Here is a 17,876-nt window from a genome sequence, read left to right on the forward strand (position 1 = left end):
TGAGGGTATTCAAACTTTGCGGCTACAGTTGTTGCTGTAGGCGGAATGCGGTTGTGAAGCTTCCTTCATGCCGGGAATGCGGAGCTCGCGCGCTTACGATTGCTCGCACCACCAACGTCGCAAGCAGACGAGCGAGAGCAAAGCACGACCGGCATCTTCAACTCGCTCCCTCTCCGGGGTTCCCGCTCGGCTTGGCCGGCGGCAAGCAACTGGCTGGACGCAAGCTTCCCTCAGGCAGCGCCATCGCGGCCGGAGGCATGTGTCTCTTTATGGCGACTCATGGCGCGAATTCTTTATTTGTTAGCTTCTATCGCATAAGATTTTACGTGAGCGCGAGCGAGCGTGAGTCTAGGTTGGCCCAGTGTTTAGGGGATGAATATTGACCTATCAAACTCAGTCACGACTTGGTCGTCTTTCGCCATTGCTGTTGGTCGCGCTCTTCGTTTGCGGATGCCAATCGGCTGCTTTCGACGACGTTGCGGCATTTGGCGATAGTGCCAAAACCCTTGAGGACGACTCGGCCGTCGCCTTCTACAAGAACGACGAACTGATCCCGACCGGCAAGTTGCAGTTCAAGGAAAAGAACTACGGCAAATCCTACGCCATCTATAAACGTGCGGTTGCCGTTTTTCCGCAGGACCCCGCTGCTTGGCTCGGCTTCGCTGCCTCTGCTGACATGATCGGACGGTTCGACACATCGGATCGGGCCTATCAGCAACTCTCCAAGATGATCGGCAAGAGTCCGGTTTATTACAACAATGTCGGCTATTCCCATCTTCTGCGCGGCGACTTGCCGCGCGCACGCCAATACTTTCTCAAGGCGTATGAGCTCGACCCTGCGAATGAGACGACGGCGCGCAATCTCGAGCTGATGAAGAACAGCGTCAAATACGCGCAGCGGTAATAGCCGGCGGACTGCCGACCGCATGTTTCGTAAAAACCCTACAGCGCCGCGCGTCTTATCAGACGCGCGGCGCTGTAGTTTTTTTAATTGCCGCATGTCTGTCGATCAATTCTTGGACCGGCTACAAGTTAAGAACTGCTTCAGTTCTATCGCATGTTTTCCGGTCACACGCCGCCGCTGTAGCCTGCGCGTTCTCGCCGCTTTGATTGCCACATAGCTTCGGCTATCGCACCTTCCGCAGGATCAACTTGCCTTCCGGCGAAATCGATCTTTCGTAACGCGGCAAGTTGGATGGGGCGCCCTCGCTCCCGATAGCGGGCAGGCTGCCGTCCTGGGGCTGCAACTCCGTGGCAGCCGTAGTCAGCGAGGGCTCGAGGCGCTGCGTCGCCCCCTTGCCCGGGGCGCTCAGGATAACCGAGCCGCCGGAACTCGGAAGGCCCGAGCGCATTCCGTCGTCCAGCTCCGAGACCGCCTTCTGCAGGTTCTCAACCCGCTGGCGAACGATCGCCAGTTCATCGGCTCCTGCGACCCTGGCGATGTTGCGGCTCTGTTTTTCGAGTTGAAGCTTCAGTCCGTCAATGGAGCGCTTCACGCCTGCGAGTGTTTCGCGGCTTTCTCGGACGTCTGCTGCGTTCTTGGCCGTGTAGAGCAGTATACCGGCGTTCAGCGGCAGAAACACCAGTGCCAGAGCAATGAATGGCGCAGCCCGTTTTCGTACAGGCTCATCCGCTTTTTCGCGTCGCGCGTCGGGTTCGATCTCGATATTCGCCATGCCAACCATCACCTTACTCCGCCCCAAACCGGGCCGTGGCCCCCGAACTACCAAATCCCCGGGACGTCGGGGCAGATGTTGCCGAGGCAAGTGCTCCGCCTCGATACCCATGAATCTTTCCGCCGCCCGACGGCTAGTCCGCCGTGAAGACCCCTTCCCACGCCCGTTCCAGCATCTCCAGCGATGCGACCTTTCGCAATCCGTTGAACGCGCAATAGGACCCGATAAAGTCGAGAAGATACTTCGGATGGTAGCAGGAGCCCAGTGATTCGCCACCGTATTTCCGATCGTAGAACAGCTCCAAGTCCGACACAGACATCTCTACTGCCACGCCTCGCGCATAGGCCTCGAATATTTGGATATATTCTTCTCGAGAAGGATTGTTGACGAATATCTTGTATTTCAGCCGCCGCAGCCCAGCCTCGTCGGAAAGTTCCTTCGGGGCAATGTTGGTCGAGAAGACAACGAGCTCATCGAAAGGAACCTTGAATTTCTTGCCCGTATGCAGGGTCAGGAAGTCGTAGCCGCGCTCGAGTGGCACGATCCAGCGGTTGATGAGCGCCTGCGGCATCACCTGCTGGCGGCCGAAGTCGTCGATGATGAAGACACCGCCGGAGGCCTTGAGATGCAGCGGCGCCTCATACACCGTCGAGCCTTCGCTGTAGGCGAGGTCGAGCAGGTCGAGCGTCAGTTCGCCGCCGGTCTTGATCACCGGACGCCGGCATTCGACCCAACGCTGATCGGCCTTCGGATAGGGCATCCCGTTCACCGGCTGGTGAACCGCTTCGTCGTAGAAGCTGATGACGTAACCGCCGACCTCGATGGCATAGGGCACCCAGATCGTCTGTCGGAACAGGCGCGAGGTGCGCTCGGCGATGCTGGTCTTGCCGTTACCGGGCGGGCCGTAAAGCAGGATGGATTGCCCCGAATTCATAGCGGGACCCAGCTTCTCGACCAGCGACGGTGACAGCACCAGCCCCTCGAGGCTGGCGAGCAGTCCTTCCTGGGTCACGCGCTCATGGTGAATGGACTGCAGGCCGAGCTGGCGGCAAAAGGCGTCGAGCGAGACCGGCGCCGGCCCCACATAGGAGGACTGGCGAATGGCTGCATGGGCATATTCCATGCCCTTGGTCGAAAGCGCGTATCGGATGTCGGACCTCACGTCCTCCCCGGCCAGACCCCTTGCCTCCATATAGGCGAGCTTCACCAGTTCCTTGACCAGAAGATTGATCACCGCCTTGGGCAGTTTCATCCGTTCCGCCAGATGCGATGGCGTCACCGTGTCCTGCTCGGTCGCGCACTTTGCGGCGAGCCGCAGCAGAAAGGAGAACTCGAGCCCCGTTTCTTCCACGCTCATCGGCGCCAGCGGCATACGGGCGTCAAGTTCCGGAGCGCTATCTTCATGAACCTGATTGAGCGAATGCATGGGAACCCCGCTTTTCCCTAACCGCCGGGCGTCAGGCCGACGATGAGACTGATGACGCGAATGACGACCGGCACCAAAACGATGACAAGACTTACCGGAAACAGGAAGGCGCCGAGCGGCAGCAGCATCTTGATCGGCAATGCATTGGCCTTTTCCTCCGCCCGGACGACGCGCATGTCGCGCATTTCCTTGCTATAAACCCTGAGCGTCTGCGTGACGCTGGTTCCGAGTTCTTCCGACTGGCGGAAAAGCACCGCAAGTGCCCGCGCCTCGTCGATTCTGAGCCGCGCCGCGAGATTGGCAAGCGCTTCGCGCAGCCTGCGGCCGCCACGCACTTCGAGCATCATGATCGAAAGATGCAGACCGAAGTCCTTCCTCTTGCTTACGAATTCCCGCGCGACGCGGTTTGCCGCGGCTTCAAGGCTCATGCCCGCATCCAGGCAGACGATCAGCATGTCCATGAAATCCGGGAAGAGACGGCGATACTCGCGCTCCTTCGCGTCACCGCGCCGATCGATGTAGATATTCACCAGAATAAAGGTCGTGCCGGCGGCGAACATGCCGACAAGCAAGGTCATCATCCGCGTCGTCTCGGGGAAGAAGCGGTTGAACGCCCAGACCGTCATGACCATCATACCGATGCAGACGATCGCGCGGATCGCCTGGAAGGTGGTGACTGAATTGGCGCTGAAATAACCGGCGCGAATGAGCCGGTTCTGCGTGGAATTCACGTTGGTGTCGTGTCGGGTGATCTCGAAATAGCGGCGGATCAGGCGGTTCTCGGCCTCGCCGAGATCCGCCATCGCGCCATCCACGATATCATTGCCCGTCACCCGCGATTTGGCCTCCGAAAGCCGGACACCCACCTCGCGCCGCCGGAAAACGACTTCCGAGGCGGCGGCGGAAAAGATCATGACCGAGAAGAAGACGATGAGGTATATACCGTACTCGTTCCACATGGCGGCGCCTCAATACTCGAAGTGGACCATTTTATAGAGAATGACGTTGCCGATCGCCATTACGACGAGCAGCCCCGAAACGATCGTGGTGCCGTAGCCGCTGTTCCAGAGTGGATCGAAATAGGTCGGCGACAGCGCCTTGATCATGCCGTAGAGCAGGAACGGATAGATCGACATGAAGATCGCGGTGATGCGCCCCTCCGCGGAGATCGCCTTGACCTTCGCCTTCAGCATGAACCTATCGCGGAGCGTTTTCGAGAGATTTTGCAGGATCTCGACGAGGTTGCCGCCGGTCCCAGCCTGGACGCTGAGCGATATGGCCAGGAGGTTGAGGTCTTCGACGCCGACGCGGTCGTTGAGGTTCATGAGCGCGTCGTCGAGCGTGACACCATAGGTTAGTTCGTCCGACAGAAGGCCGAATTCGGTGCCGACCGGGTCCGGCATTTCACGTGCCACGAGCGCGATCGCCGCTGGAAGCGGGTGTCCCGCCGCCAGACTCCGGTTGGCGACGTCGAGCGCCTCCGGCAGCTTTTCTGCGAATTTGTGCATGCGCCTGGCGCGCACCCGCCAGACGACAACCGCGGGCACTAGCAGGCAGATAGCAAGGAAGAGCGGGATCCGGACGAGGTTGCTTGGCAGGAGAAACTGAAGTGCCAGCCAGATGCCCATGGCGGCGGCGGCGCCGTAGAGGGCAAATCGCTTGGCATTGAACTTGATGCCGGATTGCACATAGTACCGCCGTAGCCGCTGCGTCAGGGGCTGCCACCGAGAGTCCCCGTCCACGCCGCGTGCCTTCAGCATCTCGTGGTAGGTCTCGCGATGGTCCTCGCTCCCCTCGATGAGGCTCAGGCGATGGTTCACCGCCTTGTGGCGCTCCGAGCTTCGGAAATAGCTGCGCAGCAGCGCTTCTGCAGCGACCAGCGCGGCGACGAATACGGCGGCATAGAGGAGGATGAGGGTCATGGCTTGCCGGGTCCCGTGTGAAGTGGTTTGCCGGGTTCGAAGATCGCCGGGGGAATGATGACTCCCACTTCGGCGAATTCCTCGATGAAACGCGGTCGTAGGCCGGTGGCGCGGAACTCACCCCGAATGCGGCCATGTTCGTCGGTGCCGGTCTTCTTGAAGCGCATGATCTCCTGCATCTGCACGACCTCGCCTTCCATGCCGGTGATCTCGGAGACCGAAACGACCTTGCGGCTGCCGTCGCTCAGTCGCTGCACCTGGACGATAATCGTGATCGCCGAAGCGATCTGCGAGCGGACGCTCAGCTGCGACATCGGCATACCGGCCATGCCGACCATCTGCTCGAGGCGGCTCACCGCATCGCGCGGCGTATTGGCGTGAATGGTGGTCATCGATCCTTCGTGGCCGGTATTCATCGCCTGCAGCATGTCGAACGCCTCCTCGCCACGCACTTCGCCGACGATGATGCGGTCCGGCCGCATGCGCAGCGCGTTCTTCAGGAGTTCGCGCTGGCGGATCTCGTTGCGGCCGTCGAGCGTCGGCGGCCTGGTTTCCATGCGGCCGACATGCGGTTGCTGGAGTTGCAGTTCCGCGGCATCCTCGATGGTGATCAGCCGCTCCTTCTCCGAAATCTGCGAGGAAAGTGCATTGAGCAGAGTGGTCTTGCCCGAGCCGGTACCGCCCGAGATGATCATCGACACCCTGCCCTTGACCGCTGCGCTGAGCAGAATGCGCATTTGATCCGCCATGGCGCCATATTCGACGAGGCGCTCGAGCGTCAGCGGCTTGCGGGTGAATTTGCGGATGGAAACGAGCGGCCCGTCGACGGAGATTGGCCGGATCGCGACGTTGACGCGCGAGCCGTCCTTGAGGCGGGCGTCGACCATCGGTGTCGATTCATCGACCCGTCGCCCGACGGCAGAGACGATCTTGTTGATCACCCGAAGAAGGTGATCCTCGTCCTTGAAGCGGACCGCGGTGCTCTCGAGTTGACCGCGGCGCTCCACATAGACGCTTTTGTGGCCGTTGATCAGGATATCGGCGACGGTTTCATCGGCCAGCAGCGGTTCGATCGGCCCAAGCCCGAGCATTTCGTCAGTGATGTCGCGGACGAGGTCGTTGATTTCCTTGGCATTCAACGGTGAGTTGTTGCGGCGGATGTATTCCTTGACCAGCGGCCGGATCTCGGCGGCAATCTCTTCCTCGTCGAGTGTGTCAAGGATGCCTAGATTGATCTGGTCCAAGAGGTGGCGGTGCAGGTTGACCCTCTCCGATACCATATCAAGGCCGAGCGGCCCCTGCTCTTCCGCGGTCGCTTCGGTAACCGCTTCCTTCGGCACGGCAGCGACCGCGGCTGCACCATTGGCGGCAATCTCGGCAATCTGCCTGAGCTCCGCACTCTCCTGCGGCGGCTGCTTGTAAAAGCGTCCTATAAACCCGTTCGCCATCAGCCTTACTCCTTACAACTACTTGACGACCACCGTGGCCCCGACCTTCACGCGCTTGTAGAGATCGATGACGTCGGCGTTGCTCATGCGGAAACAGCCGGAGGAGGCAAATTCACCGACCGTCGACTGCTCGTTCGTGCCGTGGATGCGGTAAAGCGTGTCCGCGTTGCCTCGGTAGAGATAGATCCCGCGCGCGCCCATAGGATTGAACGGCCCTGCGGGAACGAGTTCCGGAAGTCCCGGCACCCGCGCCTTCATCTCGGCGGGCGGTCGCCAGTCGGGCCATTCGGTCTTTCTTCCGACTTTCACCACGCCGCTCCAACGGAAGCCGTCGCGGCCGACTCCGATCCGGTAGCGGAGAGCACGATCGCGGGAGAGAACGAGATCGAGCGTCCGCTTGTCGCTGAGAACGACAATGGTGCCCGGCGGATGGCTCTGCTCTGCGGTCACAATGGTTGCCGTGCTCGGCCCGAGGCTTCGCGGCACCTGCTGGTTGGCCCCCGCTTCGTCGGCGAGGTCAACCAAGCCAAGGACCAGCGCTGCGCACATCATCCAGTTCCGCAATCTCGCCCGCCGCCCTGGCATCCTGTTCTCCATCAAGCGCGCCCTCATCGTACGAGTGCTCCGAGTTTGCCGACACCGCGGCAGAAGTGAGAACGGGCATTAACCTCGAAGGGCAGCACGCCGCGGTTGAGTGCCTCGCTCAGCGTTTCCCAGTCATAGTCGATGAGATGTGCCGGGGTGTCCGTGAACACCTTATCGACCTGTTGCCGGCGGAGCCCCAGGCTGAACAGGCTGCTGCGGTGCTTGTTGATGACGACGAAAATGGAATCGGAACTGCCACGCAGCCGCGTGAGATTGAGGAACAGATCCTTTGCCTGGTGAAGCGCCGGAATCGTCATTTCCGTAACGATCGTCACGCTGTTAACCGATGCGAGCACGTCATCCTTCCATGGCGTCTGGTAGTAGGGCACGTCCAGGACGGTCTGGTCGCTCTCGAAGGCGACGACATCGAGCATGCGCAGCACGAGTTCCGCCCCCTTGGGCGAGAGGAGAACGGACGGCTGCTTGAAGGACAGCAGCGAAAAGCCGCCCGAATGGCGCTTGCGCACCAGATCGACGAATTCGACGTCGACCCGCGATGGATTGGCAATGACCGGCACCAGATCGTAGTCATTGACGAGATTGAGATACTGTCCGAGCGACCCGGACGAAAAGTCGAGGTCGAACAGATTGACCCGCGGTGCGGAATTCTTCGTCGGCTGCGCCAGAATATGGGCGATCGACGAAGCGATCACGCTGGCCCCTGCCCCGCCGACCGCTGAGACGACGGCATGGACGCGGCTGTCGCTCGCGCCGGCTGTCGGCGCATGCAGGGAGATCATGTCGATCAGTGCACGGCGTTCCAAGGGCTTTTTCAGCCAGTCGTTGCCGTTCAGGCGGAAGAGAAGCCGCAGCCTGTCGTCCCGCAGCTCTTCGGAGACGACCACGAGCGGGATGTTGCGGTTGTTGCTTCGGAACGCGATAAGCTCCGGCCGTTGCAGGACCTCGCCGTTGTCGATGTCGAGAACGATCATGTCGAACTGCGTCGTGTCGACCCGGCCCTTTTCGCCGAGCGCCTTCAACGCCATGTGCCGTACGTCGTAGCGCGAAAGCGAGCCGAAGGTGTCGAGCATGAAACTTGCCGCCGCCGCGTCGTCTGAAAGGACAAGGATCTTTGTGGTCGCTACGAAGTTCATATGCGCTGTCATTTCGCATCCCCACGCTGTATCAAGGTTTTAGCACGTCGAGCATGTTTGCAGGTCTTCGGTCGTGATCGTCACCGGATGGGCCGGAACCGCGATTTCGTCGAGTCCGAGCAAGGGCCCGAGAAAGAGCATTTCGAGGGTTACATCACGGACTTCGAGGCGCATGGTCAGCACCGGGCCTTCGGGCCGGCCCCAGTAGCCCAGCCCGGAGCGCTGATAAGTCACCACCAGGTTTTCCGGTTTGATGCGCCAGTTGACGTCGCAGATTCCGGGGCGCGGATCGCCCGCCGTCCCGCAGACGCCGTCGCTGCCGAGCACGATCCGGCTCAGCTCATCGCTGCAATTGGCAAGGTCCGGACCGCAGGTCGAAAAAATCGTCGCGTCGTTCGGCGTTGCATCGCCGTTGTCGAGCGGATCGTCGGCCTCTGTCGGGAACACGTCGTCAAAGTCACTGGTGAGCGGATCGGAGACCGCCGCGAGCCGCGCCCCCATTTGCAGTGCCTTGACGGTCTGGTTCCATTGCGACATCGCGTAGCCGAATTCGATGAAGGTTGCGAACATCAGCATCACGATCGGGAACGTGATCAGCGCTTCGGTAAGGGCAACACCGCTTTCGTCCTGCCGAAAAGGCTTGAGGAATCGAGAGATTACCATCCCATATACCTCTCTTCATGCGAGGCGCTGATGGTGATTTCGTCAATGCCGAGCCAACCAAACAGTGGCGAGGCCTCGTAGAGGTGCGCGGTTTCGATCGTGAACGTTCCGTCGGCACCAACTGCGTTGACCGTGATGTCGGCAAGGGTGGGCCCCCAGCCGGGAACGCGCAGGACAGCGCTGTCTGCCGGGCTCTGCGTTCCATAGAAGGCGATCAGTTTCGCCGTCGCCTGCGAGCAGGTCGATGTGTAGGTCGGCGACGTCGGGCGGCACCGGGCCAGATAGCGTCCGGCGTCGCGCAATCCGGCATCGATCTGCATCCGCTCCCAGAAGAGGTTGCCGAACTCCAGGATGCCCGCTGCAAACACGGTGACGAATGGCACCACGATGATCGTCTCAGTAAGAACAGCCGCATCTTCGTTCAACCAGAAATAGAACTGCAACCGACGGCGAAAGATTTTTCTAAATGCGTTCATCGGACCAACTCCGCTTCTTCGCGGAGGAACTCGTCGAGCGTGCCGCGGCCGCCCTTGCCGGTAATGTCGATCATTTCGAGCGAAAGGTAGCGCTCACTGCCGGCCTTGATCGCCGGCTTGGTCAGGAACAGGCGGGCGAAGGCGACGGCCTCCGTCTCCTTGTGGCCGTTCAGATGGCCGACGGCATTTTCGTAGCCGCAGTTCACGATGGCGGCGAAGATCTCGCGCCGGTCGCCATAGTCGCCGCTCGTATAGTTTGAAAGATCGGGGCCGGTGTAGCACTGACCGCCGGTTAGAGGTGCGCCCGTCTCGCCGCTGGCCGAGGCATGGTTGATCATCGCGGAATTATTGAGCTCGTAGCGGTAGACATCATAGGCGGAGGGCTGCGACGGAGAGCCGGTCGGCGACGGATAGCTTGAATGATTGCTGAGGATCGTGCTGACGGAAGGAGCGCCGCTCCCTTGGGCAACGTTCCAGTAGCTGTTGTACTGCCAGTCATTGCCGCCGCTGATCTTTCCGCCGGCCAGCGAGGTCATCGACGCGCCGTAGCCGAGCGGCACGGCCTTGGTTACGTTGCCGACGGTGGCGCCGCTCATGAGCGGGTTGTATTCGCCGCAGATCTTGTTGGCGCCGCCCGTCTGGTTCTGGGCAGAGCGCACGTTGCGAGCGGGTCGGTAACGTCCGTCGCTGCGTGCATTGCCGAATGAGCCGGAATACAAGCCAAAGCGCGTATTCAGTCCCGCCTCAACCGGTCCCGCCATCGCGCCGGTCTTCGTCTCTAACGCGTCCTGCTTGTAGCACACACCCGGCGAACCGGTGGCGAGCGCCTCGGCGAGCACGTTTGCACCGTTGCCATAGGTCGCCAGGAAGCCGAAGTTGCCCGGGCCCGGCGCCGACGAGGAGGTGCTGTGAAGCTCAATCTGGCGGCCATACAGATTACCGGCGGCAAAGTTGGTATGCAGCGCCTCGGCCGCCGCCTCGTTGGCGGTCGCGCTTGTGTTGCCGGCCGGCTCAAACGGATTGCAGATGTAGATCGGCGTGACATCGCAGGCGCTGGAGCGATAGACAGCAACGGCATCGGCGGAGACATTGATGGTATCGCGGTTGAGCCCGACTGGGACCGGGAAGATCGTCGTCATCGCCTGCGGTTTCGCAATAACCCAAGCATAAGACGCTTCGTTCGCATCCGCCGCCATCATCGAGGCCTCGATCGGATTGTCGTCGTCGGCCGGGATCTCCTTGAGGTAGATGACCGTTACAGTGCTTCCGGCATCATTGCCTGCATCATAGGTGACGGTGATGTGCGAGCCGAGTTGCATGCCGGTGCCGCCGCCGCCGAACGCGGCACTGTTGGCGAGCGCCTCGATTGCCGCATCGGCGCGGGTAATCGCATCGTCGCGTCCGTCGAGCTCGCGGGCGCCGGCAAGGGCCATGGCATCCACCGCATTCTGCAGGTCGGTGTGAAGATTGCCGGTGCGGCCGACATCGATGACGAGCAGCGAAAAACCGAGCAGGAGTGGCATGGAAATCAGCGTCAAGGCGATGACGTAGCCACGATTGTCATCCAGGAAGCGTTTAATAGCCTTACGCAACAACATTGGCATGCTCCTCGGATCACGGCGGTTTCCGCCGAGATTCTGATTCGTTGCCGAGGCATCAAAGTTTTCGGGGCAACGACATGCTTAAAAAACGAGAACGGGACTTTGAAAATCATGAGCGGCAATTCGCTCGCATCCCGTGTCTCAGCTAATAAAATCCGTTAAATTCCGTGTCGTCTTTATGATCTTGGGACCTGGGCTAGACCCAGTATTACGTTCAATTTGGTATTTCTATTTCTTATTCCCATCCGGCTCAGTGCCGTTCCTTCAATACTACGCAGTCTACCTGGCTGTTCCGTTCGGCGGCGTGGCCACCGGCAGGATCACCGCTGATGGCGGCGGCGCGCTCGACTGTCTGCCGCCCTGATAGCCGCCGATCGCGCGGTAAATCACCTTGCCGTCGCTGTTGATCTGCGTGTTGTACGCCGCCCGCGGGAACGGATCCTGTGTGTGGATGCCCTTGTTGGCCTCCACCGCATTGCCGAGCCCGAAGGTGATCGAATCGCGGTGGTTCAAATAGTCGGCGCAGCCGGAGAGAAGGCCGACGGCGGCGATAGCGAGGAATGCGCGCTTACTTCTTGGAAAGAACAACTGCGCCTCCCACGTCGAGATCGAGACGGTGGCCATAGGGCCCCTTGACGCCTTCGCCATTGCGGAAGCGACGCAGCATGTCCTTGTCCACCTCGAGAATGCCGAGGGCAAACAGCTCGACGTCGTTGGACGAACGCGTCTGTTCGAGCGGGCTATAGAGGTCTTCGCCGGGCTTCGACGGCCGCACGATATGCGGAGTGACGACGATGACCAGGTCCGACTCCCTTTTCAGGAAGCTCGTCGAGCGGAACAGTGCGCCGATCACCGGAACCTGCCCGAGCCACGGCAATTGCTGAACGTCCTTGGCATTGACCGATTGCAGCAGGCCGGCCATCGCAAAGCTCTGGCCGTCGCGCAGCGCGACAGTCGTGCTTGCTGCGCGCGAGATGAAGCCGGGATTGCCGTTGACGCTGATGGAAGGGTCGATTTCGGAAACTTCGGGTTCGATCTTGAGACTGATCAACCCGCCATCGAGCACCACCGGCGAAAAAGTGAGCCGTACGCCGAAAGGCCGGTAGTCGGTCTCGGTCGCAAGCGTCGCACCGTTCGCGACAGTCGACTGGATCGGGACTTCGCCGCCGGCATGGAAGCTTGCGGTTTCACCGCTCATGGCGATCAGGTTCGGCTGCGCCAGCCGGCGCACCAGGCCCTTCTGCTCTAGCGCGTTGATGACAATGTCGATCTGGCCGCCGGAAATTTCCAACACCTTGGCAATCAGCTGGCCGAAGGGCTGCATGCCGGTCGCCGCACCCGCGGCGTCCCCGAGCGTTCGAGCAAGATTACCATCATCATCGACGGTAATACCTTGACTGGTCGTCGCCTTGCCGATGCCGTTCCTGCCCTGACCGGACCAACCGATGCCGAGATCGCGGCCGGTCTGGCGCGAAGCTTCGATGACGCGAACTTCCAGCATCACCTGCTGCGATTCGGCAACACGCAGCTGGTTCAGGACCGGTTCCGCCGAATAGGATTGAGCAATTTCAACCACCCGCTGCAGTTCGACCGCATCGCGAACCGTCCCCGTCAGGCGAATGCGATCATTGGAGTTGAACACCCGCACTTGCGCCGAGGGGGCGGTGGAGCGGATCGCCGATGCAACTTCAGTGAAGTCGGCGGCGACCCGCACGTCGATAACACCGACAAGCGCCTTATTGTCGTCATAGACGGAGATATTAGTAGCACCCGTCTGCTTGCCGCGAATGAACAGCGACTGGTCGGAAAGGGGCACCACGTCGATCATCTCGGCGCTGCCAATGACCAGATCGCCGAAGGGCTTGCCGGTCCTGACTGTAATCGTGTCGTTTGGCGCCAGCGTCACCTGCTGGACCGAGCCGGTGAGGCTTACGAATTTTTCTTGGGCCTTGGCGGGACCCACAACACCGGGTCCTCCACTATAGGCAATTATTGCCGCGGCTACCGCCGCGAGGGTTCCGGCTCTTGCCGCCCCCTTCATGAGTCCCCTGGACATTCCCGCTTCAGCCTCCGCTCCTCGTTCAGCCACAGCGCCTGCGGGCAAAAAAGCCGCTCCCCTCGCTTCACTGGACCATGCCGACTCGGTGCTCTTCGCGCTTCGTCGAGTTCCAGACGCCGACCGTGGCCCATTTTGGCTCTACGGGCAAGAGTGGTTCTGCTTTTCGCTCTGCAATCTGTACCTGTTTTTCTTTAACAGGTTGTTTCATTTTGTCTTCGACGGAATCGATCCGGCTTCCAAGCTCGTCGCCGACCTTGCGCACCAGATTTTCGATGGTCTCGAATCGCCCGTCTTCATTTTTCGCGAGATCCGCGCTGAGGTCGGCGGAGATCAGTCCGCCGCCGAGATCCGCAACCGTGATCGGCCGCGTCTGCTCGACATTGGATGAGGCGATATTGCGCAAAGCCAAAGAAAGCGTGCCGATGCTCGCTCCCAGCGTCAACCGCTGCGCCTCGTCGGTCGTGACCTCGAAGGTGACGGTCTTTACGACAGAAGGCTCGTCCTTGCGCTCATCGGCGGTCTGGTCGACCGCCAGGACCTTAACGCCCTGGAGCAGCACGTCGACATAAGTCTGTTCACTGTTGTTCTGTCGCCGGACGACCCGGGTCAGCAGAACATCGACACGATCCGCCGGCCTCACGAAACCAGCGACGCCCAGAACGTCGTTGACGCGAATGGAAACGGCCTTCATGCCCTGGTCGAGCGCCGCCGACAGAGTGGCGCGCTCGCCGGTCCCGGTAATCTTGGAAGAAAGCACCGGCTCGCCGGGATCGATCGCCTCCATGGCGTAGCGAGGCTCGTCCTTGTCACCGATCACCGACTCGATTGTCTGAAACGAACCTTCCGGCTGTTCGCCGGTCGGCCAAGGGATGGTTTTCAGGCTCTCCGGATAAACCCGATCGCCGAAGCGCATGGGCTTGGCGGCAACCACGAGGGTCTTTTCCGGAGCCTTTACGGAATTAGCTGCTGCAAGTCGAGCCTGTTGTTCCGCGAGATAAGTGCGTGTCCCGAAGACCGCCGCAGAAGCAAGTAAAATGGCGACAGCAAGACTGGTGACCGTCGAAGTACGCATCGCCGACAACTCCATACATGCTAAAATACATTTTCTTCAATAATCAAATTGCTAAGGAGGGATTAACAAACCCCTCCTTAGATTCTACCAAACTTCACTGAGTAACGATAGCATCGGTCGATACTGAGTTCATCCACCACGATCCCCATGAGCCCCAAGCATCGCTCAGGTTCCCGCCTGCGGCCGTGACGGTCCCGATCACACCACCGACGAGCAAGGCCAAGAGAATAAGATATTCAGTCAGTGCAACACCGTCTTCTTCCCGCGCGAAAGCGGATACCTTAGCTACAAAAGCTTTCATCGAGAAATTCCTTTCAAATATACTTCGCGTGCCGCAAAATTCCCCGGGCCGCGCCGCCGTTGAGACCATCTCTCCGACTGCCTTGATTAATAAACTGTTAATTTCTGGATCGTCAATCATTATATTTAGCAATTTTCGGAGGAGGTTGCTTATGGTTAAGATAATAAACGAATATCTCTGGCTTTGCGGCGTGAAAAGCGGTATAGAAATTGGCGTCCCCTGAATTATATAGTCGGTTTTAAATAGCCCATACGGATTAGATCCCTTCGGTAATTTCTTAAAAATAATCAGTTTGACTGCGTATGGAGTACGATAAAGATGATTTCCGCAATCAACATCTTAATTGTGACAAAAGTATTACTTTTATTTTATGCCGCCTGGAGCGATTTCCGGCTCTGGAAAATACCGAACCTAATCGTGCTGGCTCTTGTCGCCGTTTATGGGTTTTATACTGCCCTGCAGTTGCTGACGGCTGAAGATGTCGGCGCGGCCCTCTTCTCCTCGTCGGGCATTGCCGGCGATGTCGGAGCCGGGCTGCTGCTCTTCGCCATTGGATTTGGCCTATGGTCGTTCAAGCTCTTCGGCGCGGGTGACGCCAAGCTGTTTCTGCCGATCGGCCTCTTCATAGGCTGGCATGGCATGCTGCCCTTTGCGGTCTTCCTGCTGATCGGGGGCGTGGTGACGCTCCTCATCCTCAAGTTGCCGATGCCGCTGCAATTGGCCCACTTGTCCGTGGTGATGCGCGTGGAAGAGATTCGTACGACGCGAAAGATTCCCTACGGCGTCATCATGGCCGCAGCCGCGCTCACCATGATGGCCCTGCGGCCGGGTCTTGCCTAACTCCTAAAACCATTCAGACGAAAAGCAAGAATCGCAAAATAGCAACATTAACGGAGCAGTGACTAATAAATACGGGCGAGTTGACCGCTTAAAAGAATTCAGATCAACTGCCGATTGGGGAAATAATCTATTGGTTTTACAACGATGAGAGCGTTCCTTTCTGCTATGGGGCGAACAAAGGCCGATTACCGCCTTGCCCATTTGATACTGCTATTGCACATTTCTTCCATGTGTGGGCTGGTCTGGTATTTGGGAGTTGAGCCATACTACCGGACCGGCAAGTTCTACCTTCAGCTGTCGTTCATGGCGATGCTGGTTTACGTGATGTGTTATATGCTGTGGACTGTCGTTCGGTTTTTGATCGAGCGGAGAGAGCAGCCGACCGCGGCATTGATCAAGCACATGCGTGATGTTCTGGTCCGGGACGACCGCTATGCCCATGCGCTTCACTCGATGGCAATATTCATTGGGATGATCACGGTCTTTGCGACGATCAAGTCAACGATACCTGCCATCAATCCATTCTCCTGGGATCCTGTCTTCATCGAAATCGACCGTGCAATTTTTGGCGGAGTCGATCCATATATCCTCACAAGTGCGCTCTTCGGCAACGCCTATGCGATTATCGTCATAAACTTCTTCTATAACCTGTGGCTCATTCTCGTTGCGTGCGCCCTGGTGTGGGCCGCGTGGACCTCCAATCATTTCTTGCGCTTGCGCTTCATGTACTCGGCCCTGCTAGGATGGCTTGTTGCAGGCAATATTCTTGCGATCACCTTTTCATCGGTCGGGCCGTGCTTCGTAGAGCCGTTAACAGGCGATAACACTTATGCCCCGCTGATGCAGCTGCTTGAGCACGTGAATTTGGAGACTCAAATGGTCTGGGCGCTGACTGCTCAGAAAGGCCTCTGGGTCGCCTATACGAGTGAAATCGGGGCGATTTCCGGAATCTCTGCCATGCCGAGCCTGCACGTCGTCTTTGCCGTGACAATCGCCTGCGTAACATGGGGCATGGGACGTCTTCGACGCTGGGCCGGAACCGGTTTTGCGGTCATAATAGGGATTGGGTCAGTCCAACTCGGATGGCATTATGCATGTGACGGCATTGTCGGTGTCGCCCTAGCTCTCCTGTTCTGGAAGGTCTCCGGTTATCTCGCATCTTGGTCACTGGATCATTCATCGCCAGTACTGAAGCCTGCCTAAGCGGACCAGGATATAGACCCAACCCGCGTTGACGGTGTCTACCAAGTCAGCATCCGGGAAGAAACCGGCGAGACGGAGGACGAGAACGGCAGCGGCTTGCCGTCCGTCCCTTGGCAGTTCCCCAACTACTCAACGAGCGACACCGTTCGGCCCACGACGATCTCGTCGGTTGGCGAGGCGCAGGTCTCCATCGTCGAATTCCCCGTGAACGTGATCTGGTCCGCGACGATCTGTGTGCATCCCCCGGACACGGTTGAATTGCCGGTGAAATCGATACTGCCGGTAGGAATGTAGAGGTTTCCTTCCAGGCTCGATTCGGAATTGCCCGTCACCTGATGGGCCACACCAGTGTCGCGCCGGCTGCCGAAGAAGAGCAGCCCGGCGAATGGCCCGGTGGTCGGAGCGGAGAGATCGATATCGCCGTTACCGAGCAGTTTCGCGGCGGCTCCGTTGGTGAAGTACAGGGTGACACCGTCGCCGGAAAGCTTTGCCCCCGCAGTAACCGTAAAGTCGCCGCCGTCTATGATATAGAGGCCAGGCTTCAGCGTAATGGTGCCCTTGATCTCCAGTCCGCCGCAGAACCGGATTGCCTGTGTCCCGTTCGCAAACTTGTCGAACGCGTAGGCGGAATCCGAGGTATAAGCGAGCGTTCGACAGGGAAGCTGCTCGACATGCAGCTTGTCGGGTTCGGCGACGGAGGCAAAAGGATCCGCCGTCGGCGGGACGCGTTCGACGGGCGCGCTGCAACCGGTCATCGTCAGGCCCGTCGTCGTTACCGCTTCGCCAACAGTGTAGACACAATCCGTCGACATCACCGCGCTGCCGTTCTTCATCAGAAAGGCATCGGCGGCGCTCGAATTGGAGACCACGCTGCAGCCCGACAATTGCACCTGGGTCGAGCCGGTAACGGTTACCGCGCCGGACGCCGAATTCGACAGCGCAAGCACGCACGCGTTCGAGCCGCCCTTGACCTCGGCGACGGCACGGGCCGAGATCGTCACGGGCGCGCCGATGAAGACGGACGAGAACAGGCGCGCATGCGTCTCCGTCAGCTCGACCGTGATCTTGCTGGATCCGGCGCTCAGCCCCGGCTTCGTGCCGACGGTCAGGGTACCGGGCGAGTAGCCGGAGGCGCGTGCGATCCTCAGCGCCGTGCTCTCGAGGCCCGATTGCTGGTCGCCCGCTCGATGGCGGATGGCTGCGGCATGAGCCGAGACGTCCGCCGCATGCTGCAGTTTGCGGCTCTCCATATACCAGTAGCCGCTTTCCGCCCCCAGCCCCATGGCGCCAACCAGCACCGGAAACACGATCGCCGCGATGACGGCGACGGCGCCGACCTCGTCCTCCAGGAGTGCGCACGAAAGGCGCCGCGGGCGCGGCGACGTTTTCCTGGGTTCGCTAACGTTGTTTCCTTTGCGCATCCGAATGTCCTGGAGTGCTGTTGATCCGG

The 17,876-nt window shown here is 59.7% G+C and carries 18 protein-coding genes; 3 read left to right on the forward strand and 15 right to left on the reverse strand.

Going from position 1 to position 17,876, the window contains the following annotated elements:
• Positions 1–421 precede the first annotated feature (421 nt).
• Positions 422–904 carry a tetratricopeptide repeat protein gene (locus SS05631_RS13675; protein ID WP_234819551.1) on the forward strand — a complete coding sequence of 161 codons (483 nt, stop codon included), beginning with the start codon at positions 422–424 and terminating at the stop codon, positions 902–904.
• A 223-nt stretch (positions 905–1,127) separates the two neighbouring features.
• On the opposite strand, the gene SS05631_RS13680 is transcribed toward SS05631_RS13675, so the two are convergent.
• From SS05631_RS13680 to SS05631_RS13745, 14 genes are all read right to left on the reverse strand, one after another.
• Positions 1,128–1,787 carry a hypothetical protein gene (locus tag SS05631_RS13680; RefSeq protein ID WP_234820050.1) on the reverse strand — a complete coding sequence of 220 codons (660 nt, stop codon included), beginning with the start codon at positions 1,785–1,787 and terminating at the stop codon, positions 1,128–1,130.
• Between the two features lie 22 nt (positions 1,788–1,809).
• Positions 1,810–3,102, reverse strand: coding sequence for an ATPase AAA (locus tag SS05631_RS13685; protein WP_037426199.1), 1,293 nt, complete (start codon positions 3,100–3,102; stop codon positions 1,810–1,812).
• A 17-nt stretch (positions 3,103–3,119) separates the two neighbouring features.
• Complete coding sequence (locus tag SS05631_RS13690; protein ID WP_037426202.1) at positions 3,120–4,061, reverse strand: type II secretion system F family protein; 942 nt, start codon at positions 4,059–4,061, stop codon at positions 3,120–3,122.
• Positions 4,062–4,070: 9 nt separating this feature from the next.
• Positions 4,071–5,024: a type II secretion system F family protein gene (locus tag SS05631_RS13695; protein ID WP_095677997.1), complete on the reverse strand. Its 954-nt coding sequence runs from the start codon at positions 5,022–5,024 to the stop codon at positions 4,071–4,073.
• Positions 5,021–6,472 (reverse strand): CpaF family protein, encoded by a 1,452-nt coding sequence (locus SS05631_RS13700; protein WP_037426205.1) that lies wholly within the window; start codon positions 6,470–6,472, stop codon positions 5,021–5,023. The genes SS05631_RS13695 and SS05631_RS13700 overlap by 4 nt, the downstream gene beginning before the upstream one ends.
• Positions 6,473–6,490: 18 nt before the next feature.
• A complete protein-coding gene (locus SS05631_RS13705) occupies positions 6,491–7,021 on the reverse strand; it encodes a L,D-transpeptidase (protein ID WP_083854311.1) in 531 nt (176 codons plus the stop codon).
• Positions 7,022–7,080: 59 nt separating this feature from the next.
• Positions 7,081–8,223 (reverse strand): MinD/ParA family protein, encoded by a 1,143-nt coding sequence (locus tag SS05631_RS13710; protein WP_037426211.1) that lies wholly within the window; start codon positions 8,221–8,223, stop codon positions 7,081–7,083.
• Positions 8,224–8,250: 27 nt separating this feature from the next.
• Positions 8,251–8,874: a TadE/TadG family type IV pilus assembly protein gene (locus tag SS05631_RS13715; protein WP_037426214.1), complete on the reverse strand. Its 624-nt coding sequence runs from the start codon at positions 8,872–8,874 to the stop codon at positions 8,251–8,253.
• Entirely contained in the window at positions 8,868–9,350 is a 483-nt protein-coding gene (locus SS05631_RS13720) for a TadE/TadG family type IV pilus assembly protein (RefSeq protein ID WP_037426217.1), read from the reverse strand. Before SS05631_RS13720 ends, SS05631_RS13715 begins: the two co-directional genes overlap by 7 nt.
• Positions 9,347–10,948 carry a pilus assembly protein TadG-related protein gene (locus tag SS05631_RS13725; RefSeq protein WP_083854312.1) on the reverse strand — a complete coding sequence of 534 codons (1,602 nt, stop codon included), beginning with the start codon at positions 10,946–10,948 and terminating at the stop codon, positions 9,347–9,349. Before SS05631_RS13725 ends, SS05631_RS13720 begins: the two co-directional genes overlap by 4 nt.
• A 282-nt stretch (positions 10,949–11,230) precedes the next feature.
• Positions 11,231–11,575 carry a pilus assembly protein gene (locus SS05631_RS13730; RefSeq protein ID WP_234828054.1) on the reverse strand — a complete coding sequence of 115 codons (345 nt, stop codon included), beginning with the start codon at positions 11,573–11,575 and terminating at the stop codon, positions 11,231–11,233.
• A complete protein-coding gene (locus SS05631_RS13735) occupies positions 11,520–13,007 on the reverse strand; it encodes a type II and III secretion system protein family protein (protein ID WP_037426223.1) in 1,488 nt (495 codons plus the stop codon). The genes SS05631_RS13730 and SS05631_RS13735 overlap by 56 nt, the downstream gene beginning before the upstream one ends.
• Positions 13,008–13,074: 67 nt before the next feature.
• Positions 13,075–14,082 (reverse strand): Flp pilus assembly protein CpaB, encoded by a 1,008-nt coding sequence (gene cpaB / locus SS05631_RS13740; protein ID WP_037426280.1) that lies wholly within the window; start codon positions 14,080–14,082, stop codon positions 13,075–13,077.
• Positions 14,083–14,176: 94 nt separating this feature from the next.
• A complete protein-coding gene (locus SS05631_RS13745) occupies positions 14,177–14,383 on the reverse strand; it encodes a hypothetical protein (RefSeq protein WP_037426283.1) in 207 nt (68 codons plus the stop codon).
• A 318-nt stretch (positions 14,384–14,701) separates the two neighbouring features.
• Between SS05631_RS13745 and SS05631_RS13750 the strand changes: the two genes are divergently transcribed.
• A complete protein-coding gene (locus SS05631_RS13750; protein WP_037426226.1) occupies positions 14,702–15,223 on the forward strand; it encodes a prepilin peptidase in 522 nt (173 codons plus the stop codon).
• A gap of 144 nt (positions 15,224–15,367) precedes the next feature.
• Positions 15,368–16,426, forward strand: coding sequence for a phosphatase PAP2 family protein (locus SS05631_RS13755; protein ID WP_037426229.1), 1,059 nt, complete (start codon positions 15,368–15,370; stop codon positions 16,424–16,426).
• Between the two features lie 125 nt (positions 16,427–16,551).
• Here the strand turns inward: SS05631_RS13755 and SS05631_RS13760 are convergent, their stop codons facing one another.
• On the reverse strand, positions 16,552–17,847 hold the full coding sequence (locus SS05631_RS13760) for a pilus assembly protein TadG-related protein (RefSeq protein WP_037426232.1): 1,296 nt from the start codon (positions 17,845–17,847) through the stop codon (positions 16,552–16,554).
• Positions 17,848–17,876 lie beyond the last annotated feature (29 nt).

The organism is Sinorhizobium sp. CCBAU 05631 (assembly GCF_002288505.1).
Classification (GTDB): Bacteria; Pseudomonadota; Alphaproteobacteria; order Rhizobiales; family Rhizobiaceae; genus Sinorhizobium; species Sinorhizobium fredii_C.

Bases quoted from the DNA above. Each gene is read 5' to 3' on its own strand.
- SS05631_RS13700 (WP_037426205.1), bottom strand. From the start codon at position 6,472: ATGGCGAACGGGTTTATAGGACGCTTTTACAAGCAGCCGCCGCAGGAG.
- SS05631_RS13735 (WP_037426223.1), bottom strand. From the start codon at position 13,007: ATGTCCAGGGGACTCATGAAGGGGGCGGCAAGAGCCGGAACCCTCGCG.
- SS05631_RS13710 (WP_037426211.1), bottom strand. From the start codon at position 8,223: ATGACAGCGCATATGAACTTCGTAGCGACCACAAAGATCCTTGTCCTT.
- SS05631_RS13690 (WP_037426202.1), bottom strand. From the start codon at position 4,061: ATGTGGAACGAGTACGGTATATACCTCATCGTCTTCTTCTCGGTCATG.
- SS05631_RS13750 (WP_037426226.1), top strand. From the start codon at position 14,702: ATGATTTCCGCAATCAACATCTTAATTGTGACAAAAGTATTACTTTTA.
- SS05631_RS13695 (WP_095677997.1), bottom strand. From the start codon at position 5,024: ATGACCCTCATCCTCCTCTATGCCGCCGTATTCGTCGCCGCGCTGGTC.
- SS05631_RS13685 (WP_037426199.1), bottom strand. From the start codon at position 3,102: ATGCATTCGCTCAATCAGGTTCATGAAGATAGCGCTCCGGAACTTGAC.
- SS05631_RS13760 (WP_037426232.1), bottom strand. From the start codon at position 17,847: ATGCGCAAAGGAAACAACGTTAGCGAACCCAGGAAAACGTCGCCGCGC.
- SS05631_RS13720 (WP_037426217.1), bottom strand. From the start codon at position 9,350: ATGAACGCATTTAGAAAAATCTTTCGCCGTCGGTTGCAGTTCTATTTC.
- SS05631_RS13705 (WP_083854311.1), bottom strand. From the start codon at position 7,021: ATGTGCGCAGCGCTGGTCCTTGGCTTGGTTGACCTCGCCGACGAAGCG.
- SS05631_RS13715 (WP_037426214.1), bottom strand. From the start codon at position 8,874: ATGGTAATCTCTCGATTCCTCAAGCCTTTTCGGCAGGACGAAAGCGGT.
- SS05631_RS13755 (WP_037426229.1), top strand. From the start codon at position 15,368: ATGAGAGCGTTCCTTTCTGCTATGGGGCGAACAAAGGCCGATTACCGC.
- SS05631_RS13725 (WP_083854312.1), bottom strand. From the start codon at position 10,948: ATGTTGTTGCGTAAGGCTATTAAACGCTTCCTGGATGACAATCGTGGC.
- cpaB (WP_037426280.1), bottom strand. From the start codon at position 14,082: ATGCGTACTTCGACGGTCACCAGTCTTGCTGTCGCCATTTTACTTGCT.
- SS05631_RS13745 (WP_037426283.1), bottom strand. From the start codon at position 14,383: ATGAAAGCTTTTGTAGCTAAGGTATCCGCTTTCGCGCGGGAAGAAGAC.
- SS05631_RS13730 (WP_234828054.1), bottom strand. From the start codon at position 11,575: ATGGCCACCGTCTCGATCTCGACGTGGGAGGCGCAGTTGTTCTTTCCA.
- SS05631_RS13680 (WP_234820050.1), bottom strand. From the start codon at position 1,787: ATGGGTATCGAGGCGGAGCACTTGCCTCGGCAACATCTGCCCCGACGT.